Here is a 15,855-nt window from a genome sequence, read left to right on the forward strand (position 1 = left end):
GTTCACACCCGGAATTGCATGGATTTGAGTTCGAGATACTCTTCGAGTCCGTAGACCCCGTTTTCGCGCCCGAATCCCGACTGCTTGAAACCGCCGAAAGGCGCGGCCATATTCCACGTGCCGCCGTTGATATCGACCTGGCCGGTTCGAACCCGCCGCGCGATGCCGACGGCACGCTCGTCGCTGCCGGCCCATACCGCGCCGCCCAGGCCATACGGCGAATCGTTGGCGATCCGAACGGCTTCCTCTTCGTCCTTGTAGGTCAGAATCGACAGGACCGGGCCGAAGATTTCCTCCTGAGCGATCGTCGCCTTGGGATGCACGCGGCCGAACACAGTGGGTTTGACGAAGAAGCCCTTCGACAGCCCATCGGGCAGGCCCGCCCCGCCTGTCACCAGCTCGGCGCCCTCCTCGATCCCCTTCGCGATGTATTGCTGCACGCGCGCCTGCTGCGCGGCCGAAGCCAGCGGGCCGAGACGGGACGTCTCATTGCGCGGATCGCCGGCTACGTACGTCTCGGCGGCCCGCTTCGCCAGCGCGCGCGCTTCCTCGTAGCGCGCCTCGGGCACCAGCATGCGCGTATGCGCGGAGCATGTCTGTCCGGAATTCAGAAAGCACGCGCTAACCGTGCCTTTGACGGCCACGGCGAAATCCGCATCGTCGAGAATGACCGAAGCCGACTTGCCGCCGAGTTCGAGCGCGACGCGCTTGACCGTCGCCGAGGCCAGCTCGGACACCCGTTTGCCGGCGCGAGTCGAGCCGGTGAACGACACCATATCCACCGACGGATGGCTCGCCAGCACTTCGCCCACCACCGGCCCATAACCGCTCACGAGGTTGAATACGCCGGCCGGCAACCCGGCCTCGTGGATCGCCTCGGCAAGCACGAACGCGGTCAGCGGCGCGATCTCCGAGGGCTTCAGCACCACTGTGCAACCTGCTGCGAGCGCCGCCGCGACCTTCAGCGTGACCTGATTGAGCGGATAGTTCCACGGCGTGATCGCCGCCACCACGCCGACCGGCTCGCGCACCACCAGCGAATTGCCGACGCGTTCCTCATACTGGAACTCGCTAGCAAGCTTCGCATATGCGCCCCAGTTATAGACCGGGCTGCCCACCTGGATGGCACGCGCGAGTTTTAGCGGCATGCCGACTTCGCCGGCAATCAAACCGGCCAGTTCGTCGGTGCGCGCTTTCAGATTCGCCGCGACGTTGCGCAGATACTCGCCGCGTTCGGCGGCGGGCGTCGCGGCCCACGCGTCGAAGGCCACGCGGGCGGCGGCGATCGCGCTCTCGGCATCGGCCTCGACCCCTTCGGGGATGCGGCCCATGATCTCTTCCGTGCCCGAGTCGATCACGTCGATCGTGCCGGTGCCGCACGGCGCGATCCACTTGCCGTCGATATAGAGTTGCTCGTACGTCTTCATGATGATCGGTCCCTGTCTGTGTCTCCGGAATGGTCTTCTATTCTAACCAGCAGGCCGGACCGGGCCGGTGCGCGAGGCGCCCGCCATGAAAAAAGCCCGCTTCTTCGAATAAGCGGGCTTTGCGGTGCAACGTGCTACAGCGAGCGGTTCAGGTGCGCTTACTGCACGCCCTGGCTCAACAGGAAATCTTCGTAGTTGCCGCCGAAGTCGTTCAACGTGCCGTCGGTCTTCACTTCGATGATCCGGTTCGCGAGGCCGCTCACGAACTCACGGTCGTGCGAAACGAAAATCAGCGTGCCTTCGAACTTGTCGAGCGCGATCTGCAGCGACTCGATCGATTCCATGTCCATGTGGTTGGTCGGCTCGTCCATCAGCAGCACGTTGTGGCGGCCCAGCATCAGCTTGCCCCAGATCATGCGGCCCTTCTCGCCGCCAGAAAGCACCTTGACCGACTTGCGGATGTCGTCCGCATTGAACAGCAGGCGGCCGAGCGTGCCGCGCACCATCTGCTCGTCGTCGCCTTCCTTGCGATAGACGTCGATCCACTCCATCAGCGTGACGTCGTCCGGAAACTCTTCGTACGTATCCTGCGGCATGTAGCCGATGTTCGCGTTCTCGGCCCACTTCACCGTGCCGTGATCGAGCTCCAGCTTGCCGAGCAGCGAGCGCAGCAGCGTGGTCTTGCCCGCGCCGTTCTCGCCGATGATCGCGATACGCTCGCCCGGCTGCACGCTGATGCTGAAGTCGTTGAAGATGGTGCGCTCGTACTTCTTCGAGATCTTCTCGGCCACCACCGCGATGTTGTGCAGCTTCTTTTCGTACTCGAAGCGGATGAACGGGTTCTGCCGCGACGACGGCTTGAATTCCTCGATCTTGATCTTGTCGATCATCTTCAGACGGCTGGTGGCCTGACGCGCCTTCGACTTGTTCGCCGAGAAGCGGCGCACGAAGTCCTGCAGGTCGGCGACGCGTTCCTTCGCCTTCGCGTTGGCGTTCTGCTGACGCTCGCGCGCCTGCGTGCTCGCCAGCATGTAGTCGTCGTAGTTGCCCGGATAGACCTTCAGCGTGCCGAAGTCCATGTCGGCCATGTGCGTGCAGACCTGGTTCAGGAAGTGGCGATCGTGCGAGATGATGATCATCGTCGAGTTGTACTGGTTGAGCACGTCTTCCAGCCAACGGATCGAGTTGATGTCCAGGTTGTTGGTCGGCTCGTCCAGCAGCAGCACGTCCGGCTTCGAGAACAGCGCCTGCGCGAGCAGCACGCGCAGTTTCCAGCCCGGCGCCACGTTGCTCATCGGGCCGTTGTGGTTCTCGATCGCGATGCCGATGCCGAGCAGCAGTTCGCCCGCGCGCGCCTCGGCCGTGTAGCCGTCGTACTCGGCGAACTTCGCTTCGAGTTCGGCGGCGTGCATGTAGTCGTCGTCCGTCGCGTCGGGGTTCGCGTAGATCGCGTCGCGCTCGGTCATGGCGGCCCACATTTCGGCGTGGCCCATCATCACGACGTCGAGCACGCGCACGTCTTCGTACGCGAACTGATCCTGGCGCAATTTACCGAGGCGGATGTTCGGTTCGAGCATGACGTTGCCCGAACTCGGCTCCAGGTCGCTGCCCAGGATCTTCATGAAAGTGGACTTGCCACAGCCGTTCGCACCAATCAGGCCATAGCGGTTCCCTCCCCCGAATTTGACCGAGATGTTCTCGAAGAGCGGCTTCGGCCCGAATTGCATGGTGATATTGGCGGTAGACAGCACGGCGCGTCCCTTTGAATGTGATATCGGCGAAAAACCCAATATTTTAGCAGGTTATCGCGAATTCAACCCGCACGTGCGTCGCATTACTGGCTTTGGACGCCGCGCGGCGTGTGCAGAACGTCGGCACGCAAATCCGCGGCGGCGGACCGCGCACGGCATACCGGGCACGGCCCGTGCGGTACGACTCGCTCATGCGAGAGCCCTCCGCGGCGCTGGCGTTACCTATACTTTTTGAACACCAACGAAGATCAAAGGAGGAAGTTCATGTCAGAACACGTCTACAAACAGATCGAACTGACCGGTTCGTCGACCAAATCGATCGACGACGCCATTAGCACGGCCATTGCAAAAGCGTCGAAAACGCTGCGCAATTTACACTGGTTCGAGGTGACGGAGACTCGGGGCCAGATCGAAAACGACAAGGTTGCTTTCTGGCAGGTGACCATCAAGGTCGGGTTGCGCATCGACTGATGGCGCGCGGGCGCAATCGTCCGCGGAAAAATCCGGAGTTAAAAAAAGCTGCGTCCGCACTGGACGCAGCTTTTTGAAACAGCGGTCGCCGGAAATGCCGCCTCGTCGATCCTGACCTTGACGCCCTTACTTCGGCAGCGACCCGTCCACGCCTTCCACATACCAGTTCAGGCGTTGCAGTTCCGGATCGGTCAGCGTCTTGCCGGCCGGCACCTTCACCGCGCCCGACTGATCCTTGATCGGGCCGGTGAACACGTCCCACTTGCCGCCCGCCAGTTCGTCGCGCCTGGCCGAAACCTGCTTCTGCGCTTCAGCCGGAATCGCGGACGTATTCAGATCTTCGAGGTTGACGGCCTTCTGCGGAATGCCCCACCACACCGGGTCGTTCTTCCACTTGCCGTCCAGCACCTGCTGGATCGCCGCGTTGTAATACACGCCCCAGTGCGCGACCACCGAACCGAGGTGCGCGTCAGGACCGAACTTCTTCATGTCCGAATCCCAGCCGAACGCATGCACGTGCTTTTCCGATGCCGTGGCGAGCGTGGCGCTCGAATCGGTGTTCTGCAGCAGCACGTCCGCGCCCTGCCCGATCAGCGTTTCGGCCGCCTGCTTTTCCTTGCCCGGATCGAACCAGCTGTTGATCCAGATGACCTTGGTGTGCACCTTCGGATTCACCGAACGCGCGCCGAGCGTGTACGCGTTGATGTTGCGGATCACTTCTGGAATCGGCACCGAAGCCACGAAGCCGAGCGTGTTGGTCTTCGTCACGTAGCCCGCGGCAACGCCGGCGAGGTACGCGCCCTGGTACATGCGCACGTCATAGGTGCCGAAGTTCGGCGCCTTCTTGTAGCCGGTTGCGTGCAGGAAAACGGTGTCCGGAAAATCTTTCGCGACCTTCAGTTCGAAGTCCTGATAGCCGAAGCTCGAACCGATGATGATCTTGTTGCCCTTGTTCGCCAGATCGCGGAACACGCGCTCGGAGTCGGCCGATTCCGGCACGTTTTCAATGCGGGTGATCTTGATCTTGCTGCCGAACTTCGCTTCCGCTTCCTTCGAGCCCTGGTCGTGCGCGAAGGTCCAGCCGGCATCGCCCGGATTGCCGAGATAGACGAACGCGACGCCCGGCGCATCGGCGGCCTGCGCGCTTTGCGCGAGCGGCGCGGCGAGCGCCAGCGAGGCCGCGCCCCAAGCAAAAGCGGTCAGCAGATTTCTTCTCTTCATGTTTTCTCCTGTTGTGTTTATCGAATGATGTGAAACATGTGGTCGATGGATGCTCAATCAGCCCGCCGAGAAAAACGGCTTGCCCAACGATGCAGGTGCATTCAGCCGAATCGTGTTCGGATTGCGCGAAATCAGCACCAGCACGACGACCGTCGCGACGTACGGCAGCATCGCGAGGAATTGCGTCGGCACCGGCACGCCGATTGCCTGCGCATAGAACTGCAGCCCGGTCACGGCACCGAACAGCAGCGCGCCGATCAGAAGACGCCCCGGGCGCCACGTCGCGAACACGACCAGCGCAAGCGCGATCCAGCCGCGGCCCGAAGTGAGCTGCTCCTGCCACAAATGCAGGTTGACGATCGAGTAGTAGCCGCCCGCGAGCCCCGCCATGCCGCCGCCGAAGGCCACCGCGCCGTAGCGCACGCCGACTACCGGAAAACCGACTGAGTGCGCCACCTGCGGCGATTCGCCGACCGAGCGCAGCACCAGACCCGCGCGCGTGCGGTAAAGGAACCAGCCGATCACCGCGAACATCAGGAACGCGAGGTAGTCGAGCGGCGTGAGGCTGAAAAGCGCGGGCCCGAGCACCGGAATCTTCGAGAGGCCGGGAATGGTCCACGTGTCGATGGTCGCGCGCACCGCGGCCGACGTGTAGGGCTTGCCGACATACGCCGAGAGGCCGATGCCGAAGATTGTCAGCGAGAGGCCGGTGGCGACCTGGTTGGCGAGCATGGTGAGCGTGAGAAAGGCGAACAGCAGCGACATCGCGAGACCGGCGCCGATCGCGGCGAGCACGCCGAGCCACGGGTTGCCGGTGATCGCGGTGACCGCGTAGCCGCTCACCGCGCCCATCAGCATCATGCCTTCGACGCCGAGGTTGAGGACGCCCGATTTTTCGGTGACGAGTTCGCCCGCGCCCGCGAACATCAGCGGGATCGCGGCGGTGACGGCGCTCGAGGTGAGCGCGCTGGCTTGTTGAATGTCCATTTGGATCCGGCGCAAAAAATCAGTGAACGATATGCAGTGTGCGAGTCAGTGAACCTGGGCAGCCAGGGTTCGGCGGCGCACACGGTAGTTCACGAACAGATCGGCACCCAGCAGGCAGAACAGCAACAGCCCCTGGAACACGCCGGACAGCGCCTGCGGCAGTTGCATCGAAGTCTGCACCGCTTCGCCGCCGAGATACAGCAGCGCCATCAGCAGGCTCGCGAGCACGATCCCAACCGGATGCAGCCGCCCCACGAACACGACGATGATCGCGGTGAAGCCATAACCCGGCGACCACGTGGCCTGCAATTGCCCGATCGGACCAGCGATCTCCCCCATGCCGGCGAGGCCCGCGAGGCCGCCGCTGATCAGCAGCGAGGTCCAGATGGTTTTCTTGTCGGAGAAACCGGCGTAGCGCGCGGCGAGCGGCGCGAGACCGCCGACGTTCATGCGGTAGCCCGCGAAGCTCTTGCGCATGAAGACCCACACGAGCGGAATCGCGATCAGCGTGACGAATACCGAGGCGTTCAGGCGCGTGCCGCGCAGCCATTTGATGTGCCAGTCGCCGGCGAAGGTCGGATAGAGCGCGTCGCCGCCGAACATCTCCGAAAGCGGGAAGTTCATGCCTTGCGGGTCGCGCCATGGGCCGCTCACCAGATAGATCAGCAGTTGCGTGGCCACATACGTGAGCATCAGGCTGACGAGAATCTCGTTGGTGTTGAAGCGGCTCTTGAGCAGCGCCGGAATCGCCGCCCACGCCATGCCGCCGAGCACGCCGGCGATCATCATGGTCGGCAGAATCCACCAGCCGCTGGCCTGGTCGAAATAGATCGCGACGCCGCTCGCGGCAATGCCGCCGAGCAGCATCTGCCCTTCGGCGCCGATGTTCCAGACGTTGGCGCGATAGCCGATGGCAAGACCGAGGCCGATCAGGCACAACGGCGACGCCTTCAGCAGCAGCTCGGACCAGCCGTTCACGCTGGACAGCGGCTCGATGAAAAATGCGTGCATGGCCTGCAGCGGATCGCGGCCGACGAGGCTGAAGATCAGAAAGCCGATCGCGAGCGTGAGCAACGCGGCGATCAGCGGCACGGCGAGCTGCATGGTGCGCGAGGGCGTCGTGCGTGCTTCGAGTCGATACGGAAGGATCATGGGTAGCGTGTGATTTATAGGGTTCTCGTTCTGATGCTGAGCGACGTCACGCGTATTCGCGAGACAGACGCCGGCTCAGGCATGCGCCGGCTGTTCCGCGGAAGGCGCCGCGCCCTCGCGCTCGCCGAACAGGCCCGCCATCCAGCGGCCGATTTCCTCGGCGTTGGTCGCCCCCGTGGCGCGCACCGGCGAGAGTCTGCCGCCGGCGAGCACCGCGATGCGATCGCAGATGTCGAACAACTCTTCCAGTTCCTCCGAGATCACCAGAATCGCCACGCCGCGCGCCGACAGGTCGAGTAGCTGCTGACGGATGAACGCCGCCGCGCCCACGTCGACGCCCCATGTGGGCTGCGCGACCACCAGCACCTTGGGCGCCTGCAGAATCTCGCGGCCCATGATGTACTTCTGCAGATTGCCGCCCGACAGACTTTGCGCGAGCGCTTCGGAGCCGCCGCAGCGCACGTCGAAAGCGTCGATGCAGCGCTTCGCGAACGCGCGCATCGCGCCCGACCTGATCCAGCCCGTCCTCACCATCTGCTGACGATGCGCGGTCAGCAGCGCGTTTTCCGACAGCGTCATGGCCGGCACCGCGCCGCGGCCGAGGCGCTCCTCCGGCACGAAGCCGAAACCGAGCGCGCGCCGGCCGCCCGCGCCGAGCCGCCCGGCCGCCTTGCCGCAAATCGTGACCGCGTCGGCGCGCACGCCCCGCTTTTCGCCCGACAGGGCCGACAGCAGTTCGGCCTGCCCGTTGCCCGACACGCCCGCAATGCCGAAGATCTCGCCGGCATGCACGCCGAACGACACGTCACGCAGCGACGTGCCGAACGGGTCGTCGCTTTCCACCGAGAGTTGCTTCACGTCGAGCAGCACCGCGCCCGGGTTGTGCTCGCGCCGCGTGTAGTCCGGCAGCGAATGGCCGACCATCAATTGCGCGAGCGACGCGTGGGTTTCGCCTTTGGGCCTCACGTGACCGGTCACGCGGCCGCCGCGCATCACCGTCGCGGTGTCGCACAGTTCCTGGATTTCGTCGAGCTTGTGGCTGATGTAGAGAATGCTGCAGCCTTCGGCGGCCAGCCGCCGCAGCGTCTCGAACAGCTTGCGGACCGCTTGCGGCGTCAGCACCGAAGTCGGTTCGTCCATGATCAGCAGACGCGGGTTCTGCAGCAGGCAGCGCACGATCTCGACGCGCTGCCGCTCGCCCACCGTCAGGCTATGCACGTGGCGCTGCGGATCGATGTCGAGGCCGTAGTCGGCCGAGACTTCGCGAATGCGCCTGGCGAGCGATTTCAGATCGAAGGGTTCGTCGAGCGCGAGCGCGATGTTTTCGCCGACCGTGAGCGTCTCGAACAGCGAAAAGTGCTGGAACACCATACCGATACCCAGCTTGCGCGCGGCCGCCGGGCTCGCGATCTCGACCGTCTGACCTTCCCACTGCATCTCGCCGGCGTCGGGCCGCACCGCGCCGTAGATGATTTTCATCAGCGTGCTTTTGCCGGCGCCATTTTCGCCGAGCACGGCATGGATTTCGCCCGGCGCGACGATCAACGTGACGTCGTCGTTGGCTCGCACGGCCGGATATTGTTTGGTGATGCCCTGAAGCATCAACCGGGGCGCCGTCTGTGCCGGCCTGTCCGCCGGCTGCGCGGCGGCGCCGTTGCTATAAGAAGAGTCGCTCATGTGATTCCGTAGTGCGTCAGTGACTTCCGGATACAGCGCGTTCGCCGCCCTTGCCGGCAAGCGATCCGTCACCACAACCGGATGACAATACCTAATTCGACCCAGTCAGTCGAGCCATCAAAATTCCCCGCAAACCCGCGTCGCAGCGCGCTCTGCGGGTATGCCACCCTTGACGCGGTTTTTCGTTCATATTAAAAGTCATATACACCCACGCCCACTCGATCAGCCAGAACATATATTTCGGAGAAGTCATGAGTCAGCAACGCGAGGCGATCGATACCTACCTATTACGCGTCTTGCACACCCTGTTGATGGAACGCAGCGTCACGCGCGCGGCCGTCAAACTGAATCAGTCACAACCCGCCATCAGCGCGGCGCTGCGCCGTTTGCGCGACATCACCGGCGACCCGCTGCTGGTGCGCGGCAAATCCGGCATGGTGCCGACGGAATACGGCCTGCGCCTGCTCGAACCGGTGCAGAACGCGCTGCGCGAGATCGAACGCATCAAGTTCCAGCAGCACAACTTCGATCCGGCCACGTCCATTCGTTGCTACCGGATCGGCTGCCCGGACTATCTGAACGTGCTGTTCGTGCCGACGGTGGTTGAGCGCTTCCGGCAGGCCGCGCCGAACGCGACGCTCGAGTTTCATTCGCTGGGCCCGGCGTTCGACTACGAACTCGCGCTCGAAGACGGCAAGCTCGACATCGTGGTCGGCAACTGGCCGGAGCCGCCCGAGCAGTTGCACCTGTCGAACCTGTTCGTCGATCAGATCGTCTGCCTGATGAGCAACGCACATCCGTTCGCCAAACGCGGCGGGCTCACACTCGACCAGTACCTGAATGCGCCGCATCTTGCGCCTACTCCTTATTCGGTGGGCCAGCGCGGCGCGATCGACGTGCATCTCGCGCGCGAGCGGTTAAAGCGTCATGTCGTAGTTACGTTGCCGTACTTCAATCTGGCGCCGTACGTGCTGATCAAGTCCGATCTGATCTTTACGACCACGCGCCTCTTTGCCGATTACTACGCCAAATTCCTGCCGCTCACGGTCGTGCCCGCACCGCTCGATTTCCCGCCAATGCAGTACTACCAGTTGTGGCACGAACGCGTGCATTACTCCGACGAAGTGCGCTGGCTGCGCAGCCTGGTCGCTGAAGCGACCAGGACGTTGATCGACAAGCCTTGAAGCTTTTACGTTTATGTGGGTTATCGGCGGCGCTCTGCGTCTCATCACCGATAGCCCTGCTCTTGCGTTACGCCGCTCCCTCGTAGAGCGTCTTCGCCAACCGGTTGTGTTGCTCGATCACCGGCCCGAGCTCCAGCGTCGTCAACTGTCCGTCCTTCACGACCACCTTGCCGCCGATCACGCTGCAACTCACTTGCGACGGCGCGCAGAACACGAGCGCCGCAACCGGATCATGCAACGCGCCCGCGAACAGCGGCTGACGCAAATCGAACGACACGAAGTCCGCCGCCATGCCGGGCGCCAGCGCGCCGATATCGTCGCGATTGAGCACCTTCGCGCCGCCGAGCGTGGCGATTTCCAATGCTTCGCGCGCGGTCATCGCATCGGGACCAAAGCCGACTCGCTGCAGCAATAAAGCCTGGCGCACTTCGGCGACCATCTGCGCGCCGTCGTTCGACGCCGAGCCGTCGACGCCCAGGCCCACCGGCACGCCCGCCAGACGCATGCGCCTGACCGGCGCGATACCCGAGGCGAGCCGCATGTTCGAACACGGACAATGCGCGACGCCGGTGCCGGTGCGCGCGAACAGTTCAATGCCCGCGTCGTCGAGTTGTACACAGTGCGCGTGCCACACGTCGTGACCGACCCAGCCGAGGTCTTCCGCATACTCCGCCGGTGTCATGCCGAACTTCTCTCGGCTATACGCGACGTCGTTGATGTTCTCCGCCAGATGCGTATGCATCGACACACCGTACTGCCGCGCCATGACTGCCGATTCGCGCATCAGATCGCGGCTCACCGAGAACGGCGAGCATGGCGCGACCACCACGCGCAGCATCGCGTAACGCCCTTCGTCGTGGTACGTCTCGATCAGGCGCTGCGTGTCCTTCAGAATGTCCGCTTCACGTTCGACCACCGAATCCGGCGGCAGGCCGCCGTCTTTCTGCCCCACGCTCATGCTGCCGCGCGCCGCGTGAAAACGCATGCCGATCCGGCGCGCCGCGGCGATGCTGTCGTCGAGTCGGCTGCCGTTCGGATAGATATACAAATGGTCGCTCGAAGTCGTGCAACCGGACAGCAACAGCTCGGCCATTGCCGTCAGCGTCGAGACTTCGATCATCTCCGGCGTGAGGTTCGCCCACACCTTGTAGAGGCTGGTCAACCAGCCGAACAACTCGGCGTTCTGCGCGGCGGGAATCGCGCGCGTCAGGCTTTGATACATGTGATGGTGCGTGTTCACGAGACCCGGAATCACCAGGTGGCCACGCATGTCCAGCACTTCGTCGGCCGTTTGCGGCAATTGCGCCGTCGGTCCGACCGCGACGATGCGGTTGTCCTCGATATACAGGCCGCCGTCGCGCAGTTCGCGCCGGGCGCCATCCATCGTGACCAGCACGTCCGCGTGCTTCACCAGCATCGTTTTCTTCGGCTTATTCGTTTGATTAGCCGCTTGTTCCATCGTCATTCGTTTCTCCGCTTCATTGCTTCCGTGCAAAGCCGTTCGAACGCGATGTGACGGCACGCCACCGTGCCGCCGCGTCGCATGGAACGCCGTTGGCCCGGTTACCCAGCGCGTTTGCGCCGTCTTCGGGGTGGGTTGCGGCCGGATCGTCGTCGATTCCCGTTTGCTGCAACGCACAGACGTAACCTTCGACGGCCAAAATAATGCTGGCAACTCACGCCAATGCGATACCCAACTTCACGCCGCCGATATAGTGGGCCTTTTTTGGCGCCGGTACGATCCGCCGGTAAGACAAATACGCTGTCATGGTCGAAGGAATCGGCTCTTTTCGGCTTTCAGCAGGCTGTCTGTCATGCGCCAGGTATTATCTTTCCTATCTCGCGCGCGCTGAGCGGAACAACCTTTTTACAATGGCTGCCACGGCGCTCGCTTCAATTCGCCGACGGGTATGTAGCCACTGACGTGGAGCCTCGATCCGCCGCAAACGTATCTGGATCGGGCTGCCGCCGAAACCTCGCATTCACATAAGGAAAATTGCGAATGGGAAAGCTCACTACCCATGTGCTCGACACCGCGAACGGCCGTCCCGGCGCGGGCATCAAGGTCGAACTCTTCGCGCTCTCGGGCGACACGCGCCGCGCGCTCAAAACCACCCTGACCAATGACGACGGCCGTTGCGACCAGCCGCTGCTCGAAGGCGACGCGCTGGTTCCGGGCGAATACGAACTCGTGTTCGGCGCCGGCGACTACTTCGCGTCGATCGGCACGAAGGTGCCGGAGCCGCGTTTCGTCGATCGCGTCGTGTTGCGCTTCGGCGTGGCCGATGCCAGCGCGCATTATCACGTGCCGTTGCTGGTGTCGCCGTGGTCGTACAGCACGTATCGCGGCAGCTAGCGAGACATCTGCCGCGAGCTGTCGGGAAAACGAGGTCGAGATCGCGCCGCCTGACGATCGCGCCCGATTGCATTGCGCAGATGCTCGCTGAGCCACATGCGAGCACCCGCGAAACGCAATCGAACGCACGCGGTTGCAGCGAACCCGATCCGCCCCGACAAACCAATAAAAAACGGCGTCGTGCGAACTGAGCGCACCGCGTCTTTCGCCCCGCGATCCGCGCTCTGACGTGCCGCCCTGCCAACGACCCGCCAACCGGGTTCCAGAAGGCGCAAAACGTCGTTGCGTGTACAACGAATCAGAAGTGGAGGAGTTTCATGGAAGGCTTTATCACAGACTGGTTGAATCTGGCGATTCGCTGGTTTCACGTCATCGCCGCGATTGCATGGATCGGCGAATCGTTCTATTTCGTCGCGCTCGACAACAGCCTGAAGCCGCCCGCGGACCCGAACCAGCGCAAGCGCGGCGTATTCGGCGAACTGTGGCACGTGCACGGCGGCGGCTTCTACAACATGCAGAAGTACACCGTCGCGCCGCCGGAAATGCCGGAGGATCTGCACTGGTCGAAGTGGCCTTCGTACACCACGTGGCTCTCGGGCTTCGGTCTCTTTACCGTGCTGTATCTGTTCTCGCCGAGCACCTACCTGATCGACAGGAACGTGCTGGATATGGGCCCGGTGGTCGCGGTCGCCTCGGCGCTCGGCTTCCTCGCCGCCGGCTGGATCGTGTACGACTCGCTGTGCCGCATTCTCGGCAACAAGGACAAGGTACTCGGCGTCTGCGTCGGCGTGTACGTGCTGATCGCGGCATGGCTCGCGTGCCATATCTTCGCGGGCCGCGCGGCCTATCTGATCATGGGCGCGATGCTGGCCACGATCATGTCGGCCAACGTGTTCTTCGTGATCATTCCGGGCCAGCGCAAGATGGTCGACGCCATGCTCAAGGGTGACACGCCGAATCCGATCTACGGCAAGCGTGGCAAGCAGCGTTCGGTGCACAACACGTATTTCACGTTGCCGGTCGTGTTCGCGATGCTGTCGAACCACTACGCGATGACCTACACGCATCCGTACAACTGGGCCGTGCTGCTGGTCATCATGCTGGCCGGCGCGCTGATCCGTCAGTTCTTCGTGATGCGTCATCGTGGCCAGGTGCTGTGGTATCTGCCGCTGGTCGGCATCGCGCTGATGTTCGTCGCCCTCTTCTGGACCATGCCGAAGCCGGTGGTGTCGCAAGCCCAGGCCGCGAACTCGCCGGTGCTCAAGGTGGCCGATATCGCACCGGTGCTGCAGCAGCGCTGTGTGGCTTGCCACTCCGCGCATCCGACGATGATGGGCAGCGCGCCGGCCGGCGTGCTGCTGGATACGCCGGATGAGATCTCGCAGAACGCGCAGCGGATCTATCAGCAAGCCGTGACGCTGAAGGCCATGCCGCTCGGCAACGTGACGCATATGACCGACGACGAGCGGATGAAGATCGCCGCGTGGTTCGAAGGTGGTGCGGTGAAGTGATGACCGGCCGGGCGCGCGGCCCGGCATGGCAAAAGATGAGCAATGTGAAGCGGGCTTTTCGCGCGAGCGGAAAGCCCGCTTTTCTTTGGCCGCCTCGGCGTCGGTTCCTTAAACGCTAATAGTCAGTTGTAGCCTTTAGATATGAGCGTGTCCGTGCTCGTGCGGCTGCTCGAAGCGGCAGGCTACGACCTCAAGTTCGTCGCGCATGGACACGGGCGCACGCTCGAAGACATCCTCGCTGAACAAGGCAATCCAGGCGCGAACTCATGAGGCTCGATGTTCAGGTACTGGGCAAGAATGTCGCCACGCTATTTCGCGAGCGCGACGACTACGTCCTCAAATACAACCTCAACGCGAGCGCGGCGGACTTCGTCAGCCTGACCATGCCGGTGCGCGACGAGGCCTGGCGCTGGCCGCGCGATCTGCATCCGTTTTTCCGGCAGAACCTGCCGGAGGGTTATCTGCTGAATCTGATCCGCGAGCAATTCGGACCGTTGCTCGACGGCACCACAGCATCAGTGATGCTGTGGGTTCTTTTTAAGTCAACCTGCCAGCTACGTCAAAGCGATAGAACTCAAACCGCCACCGCGCTCAAAGCATCTTCCGTGAGCCACAACGACTCGGCCAGATCCTGCTCATTGAGATTGAGCCCGTCCCCGCCGCGATCGACAACGAGAAAGTCGCTCACTTCACCCAACGCAATCAGCGGATGGTGCCACACGCCCTTCGCATAGTTCACGCCCTGCCAGCCGCTCGTCACGAACGCGCGAATCCTCGACGCATCCAGCTCGCCTGCCGGCACCACGACCACCAGATACGGCTTGTCGTTCAGCGGCACGAACGCCTGGCTGCCAAGCGGATGCCGCTCGAGCATCTTGACCTCGAACGGCAGCGTGCGCGGCTGCCCGCGAAACAGGTTCACGAGCGGACGGCCGTTCTCGTCGGCGACGTCCACTTTCGCGAGATCGTGATAGCGGATCGTCGTGCCGAGGTTGATCGGAATCTGCTTCGCGCCTTCGAGTTCGATCACGTCGCCGAATGCGGCGAACGCTTCCTTCGTCAACGGTTCGATCGCGAGCGTTTTCATGATGCGAGCGTGCCCCACAGACGCAGACGCGACACGCCGCCGTCCGGAATGATATTGAAGCGCACGTGCGTCACCGGACCCAGCGCCGCGATTTCGCTTTCGAAATAGTGCTGGTTGTCCATCTTCAGCTTCTGTTCGCCGAGTAGCACCGGCCAGAACATGGCTTGCGTGATCAGCGAACTGTCCGTGCCGCCCGTCACGTACGCGGCCTGAATCGAGCAGCGGTCCGGATAGTTGCCCTTGAAGTGCGCCGTATCGACTTCGATCTTTCTGATCACGCCCGGTTGCGCCAGCGCGACGATGGCCCAGTCGTTGCCCGGCTCGCGACGGCGGCGCGTTTCCCAGCCATCGCCCATATTAACGCCGCGGCCCGGCATCAGGATCGTCGACGCGGCGCCGAAGTGCTGGTTGTTCGCGGCGACCAGATAAGCGCCGTTTTCCATCGCGGCCAGATCGAACTGTTCCGTGCGGCTCGCGCCGGCCCAGTCGACTTGCGGCTGACCATACACGCGAAGACGCGCAATGCCGCCGTCCGGGTAAATATTCACACGCAGGTGCGTATACGCGTTCGCGTCGCTGACTTCATGATAGTGGTGGCTATTGCCCTGCAATGTGGTCGACGCAACGATTTCGGTCCACTGCGTCGACTGGTTCGGCACGCCGTCCACCACGCGCGCGGCTTCGACCGATGCCGCCGGCGGGAAGTTACCCGTGAAGTGGCTGGTGTCGAGATCCAGGCCCTTGATCACGCCCGGACGCGCCAGCTTCACCACGCACCAGTCATAACCGGTGACGCGCTTGCGGCGCGTTTCCCAGCCGTCCATCCATTTGCCGTTGTCGTCGTACTTGCCCGGAACGAAAACGGCCGGTTCTGGATTCAGCATGCGTTCCTTCGGTGCGAAGAAATCGTCGCTGGCCTCGAGCGCCTGCGCGCCCAGACGCGGGTCCGCCAGGTTCACATAGCGGCGCGTGAATTCCGGTGCGTTGGGGTCGAGAATCGGGAGTGCCATTTTTGTCTTCCTTGATATTTG

At 63.1% G+C, this 15,855-nt stretch carries 13 protein-coding genes and 2 pseudogenes; 6 read left to right on the forward strand and 9 right to left on the reverse strand.

What is annotated here, in order from left to right:
• Window positions 1-2: 2 nt before the first annotated feature.
• On the reverse strand, window positions 3-1,427 hold the full coding sequence (locus tag NE850_RS36800; RefSeq protein WP_165186148.1) for an aldehyde dehydrogenase family protein: 1,425 nt from the start codon (window positions 1,425-1,427) through the stop codon (window positions 3-5).
• Window positions 1,428-1,585: 158 nt separating this feature from the next.
• Window positions 1,586-3,178, reverse strand: a complete 1,593-nt coding sequence (locus NE850_RS36805) for an ABC-F family ATPase (protein ID WP_165186150.1) — start codon at window positions 3,176-3,178, stop codon at window positions 1,586-1,588.
• A 264-nt stretch (window positions 3,179-3,442) separates the two neighbouring features.
• Between NE850_RS36805 and NE850_RS36810 the strand changes: the two genes are divergently transcribed.
• A complete protein-coding gene (locus NE850_RS36810) occupies window positions 3,443-3,649 on the forward strand; it encodes a dodecin (protein ID WP_007181599.1) in 207 nt (68 codons plus the stop codon).
• A 126-nt stretch (window positions 3,650-3,775) separates the two neighbouring features.
• Here the strand turns inward: NE850_RS36810 and NE850_RS36815 are convergent, their stop codons facing one another.
• From NE850_RS36815 to NE850_RS36830, 4 genes are all read right to left on the reverse strand, one after another.
• The gene (locus NE850_RS36815) at window positions 3,776-4,870 is read right to left on the reverse strand and encodes a BMP family ABC transporter substrate-binding protein (protein WP_007181598.1); all 1,095 of its coding nucleotides are present in this window, start codon (window positions 4,868-4,870) and stop codon (window positions 3,776-3,778) included.
• Between the two features lie 57 nt (window positions 4,871-4,927).
• Complete coding sequence (locus NE850_RS36820; protein WP_007181597.1) at window positions 4,928-5,857, reverse strand: ABC transporter permease; 930 nt, start codon at window positions 5,855-5,857, stop codon at window positions 4,928-4,930.
• A 45-nt stretch (window positions 5,858-5,902) separates the two neighbouring features.
• The gene (locus NE850_RS36825) at window positions 5,903-7,009 is read right to left on the reverse strand and encodes an ABC transporter permease (protein WP_007181596.1); all 1,107 of its coding nucleotides are present in this window, start codon (window positions 7,007-7,009) and stop codon (window positions 5,903-5,905) included.
• A 75-nt stretch (window positions 7,010-7,084) separates the two neighbouring features.
• Window positions 7,085-8,686 carry an ABC transporter ATP-binding protein gene (locus NE850_RS36830; protein ID WP_165186153.1) on the reverse strand — a complete coding sequence of 534 codons (1,602 nt, stop codon included), beginning with the start codon at window positions 8,684-8,686 and terminating at the stop codon, window positions 7,085-7,087.
• Between the two features lie 251 nt (window positions 8,687-8,937).
• Here NE850_RS36830 and NE850_RS36835 point away from each other — a divergent pair, with 251 nt between their 5' ends.
• Window positions 8,938-9,870: a LysR substrate-binding domain-containing protein gene (locus NE850_RS36835; RefSeq protein ID WP_007181594.1), complete on the forward strand. Its 933-nt coding sequence runs from the start codon at window positions 8,938-8,940 to the stop codon at window positions 9,868-9,870.
• 67 nt (window positions 9,871-9,937) lie between these two features.
• Here the strand turns inward: NE850_RS36835 and NE850_RS36840 are convergent, their stop codons facing one another.
• A complete protein-coding gene (locus NE850_RS36840) occupies window positions 9,938-11,335 on the reverse strand; it encodes an 8-oxoguanine deaminase (RefSeq protein ID WP_310700223.1) in 1,398 nt (465 codons plus the stop codon).
• 537 nt (window positions 11,336-11,872) lie between these two features.
• Between NE850_RS36840 and uraH the strand changes: the two genes are divergently transcribed.
• The 4 genes and pseudogenes from uraH to NE850_RS36860 all read left to right on the forward strand — a co-directional run.
• Window positions 11,873-12,226: a hydroxyisourate hydrolase gene (uraH, locus tag NE850_RS36845; RefSeq protein ID WP_007181592.1), complete on the forward strand. Its 354-nt coding sequence runs from the start codon at window positions 11,873-11,875 to the stop codon at window positions 12,224-12,226.
• Window positions 12,227-12,543: 317 nt separating this feature from the next.
• Window positions 12,544-13,737: a urate hydroxylase PuuD gene (locus tag NE850_RS36850; protein ID WP_007181591.1), complete on the forward strand. Its 1,194-nt coding sequence runs from the start codon at window positions 12,544-12,546 to the stop codon at window positions 13,735-13,737.
• Between the two features lie 138 nt (window positions 13,738-13,875).
• Window positions 13,876-14,007: pseudogene (locus NE850_RS36855) on the forward strand (transcriptional regulator); the annotation flags it as partial.
• Window positions 14,004-14,261: pseudogene (locus tag NE850_RS36860) on the forward strand (HipA N-terminal domain-containing protein); the annotation flags it as partial. The pseudogenes NE850_RS36855 and NE850_RS36860, both read left to right, overlap by 4 nt.
• 50 nt (window positions 14,262-14,311) lie before the next feature.
• Here NE850_RS36860 and NE850_RS36865 read toward each other — a convergent pair.
• Both NE850_RS36865 and alc read right to left on the reverse strand, forming a co-directional pair.
• A complete protein-coding gene (locus tag NE850_RS36865; RefSeq protein WP_007181590.1) occupies window positions 14,312-14,824 on the reverse strand; it encodes an ureidoglycolate lyase in 513 nt (170 codons plus the stop codon).
• Window positions 14,821-15,834, reverse strand: coding sequence for an allantoicase (gene alc / locus NE850_RS36870; RefSeq protein WP_007181589.1), 1,014 nt, complete (start codon window positions 15,832-15,834; stop codon window positions 14,821-14,823). The genes NE850_RS36865 and alc overlap by 4 nt, the downstream gene beginning before the upstream one ends.
• Between the last annotated feature and the right edge of the window lie 21 nt (window positions 15,835-15,855).

The organism is Paraburkholderia sp. USG1, assembly GCF_031570135.1.
Taxonomy (GTDB): Bacteria; Pseudomonadota; Gammaproteobacteria; order Burkholderiales; family Burkholderiaceae; genus Paraburkholderia; species Paraburkholderia dioscoreae.

Bases quoted from the DNA above. Each gene is read 5' to 3' on its own strand.
- NE850_RS36800 (WP_165186148.1), bottom strand. From the start codon at position 1,427: ATGAAGACGTACGAGCAACTCTATATCGACGGCAAGTGGATCGCGCCG.
- alc (WP_007181589.1), bottom strand. From the start codon at position 15,834: ATGGCACTCCCGATTCTCGACCCCAACGCACCGGAATTCACGCGCCGC.
- NE850_RS36820 (WP_007181597.1), bottom strand. From the start codon at position 5,857: ATGGACATTCAACAAGCCAGCGCGCTCACCTCGAGCGCCGTCACCGCC.
- NE850_RS36815 (WP_007181598.1), bottom strand. From the start codon at position 4,870: ATGAAGAGAAGAAATCTGCTGACCGCTTTTGCTTGGGGCGCGGCCTCG.
- uraH (WP_007181592.1), top strand. From the start codon at position 11,873: ATGGGAAAGCTCACTACCCATGTGCTCGACACCGCGAACGGCCGTCCC.
- NE850_RS36810 (WP_007181599.1), top strand. From the start codon at position 3,443: ATGTCAGAACACGTCTACAAACAGATCGAACTGACCGGTTCGTCGACC.
- NE850_RS36865 (WP_007181590.1), bottom strand. From the start codon at position 14,824: ATGAAAACGCTCGCGATCGAACCGTTGACGAAGGAAGCGTTCGCCGCA.
- NE850_RS36850 (WP_007181591.1), top strand. From the start codon at position 12,544: ATGGAAGGCTTTATCACAGACTGGTTGAATCTGGCGATTCGCTGGTTT.
- NE850_RS36835 (WP_007181594.1), top strand. From the start codon at position 8,938: ATGAGTCAGCAACGCGAGGCGATCGATACCTACCTATTACGCGTCTTG.
- NE850_RS36825 (WP_007181596.1), bottom strand. From the start codon at position 7,009: ATGATCCTTCCGTATCGACTCGAAGCACGCACGACGCCCTCGCGCACC.
- NE850_RS36830 (WP_165186153.1), bottom strand. From the start codon at position 8,686: ATGAGCGACTCTTCTTATAGCAACGGCGCCGCCGCGCAGCCGGCGGAC.
- NE850_RS36840 (WP_310700223.1), bottom strand. From the start codon at position 11,335: ATGACGATGGAACAAGCGGCTAATCAAACGAATAAGCCGAAGAAAACG.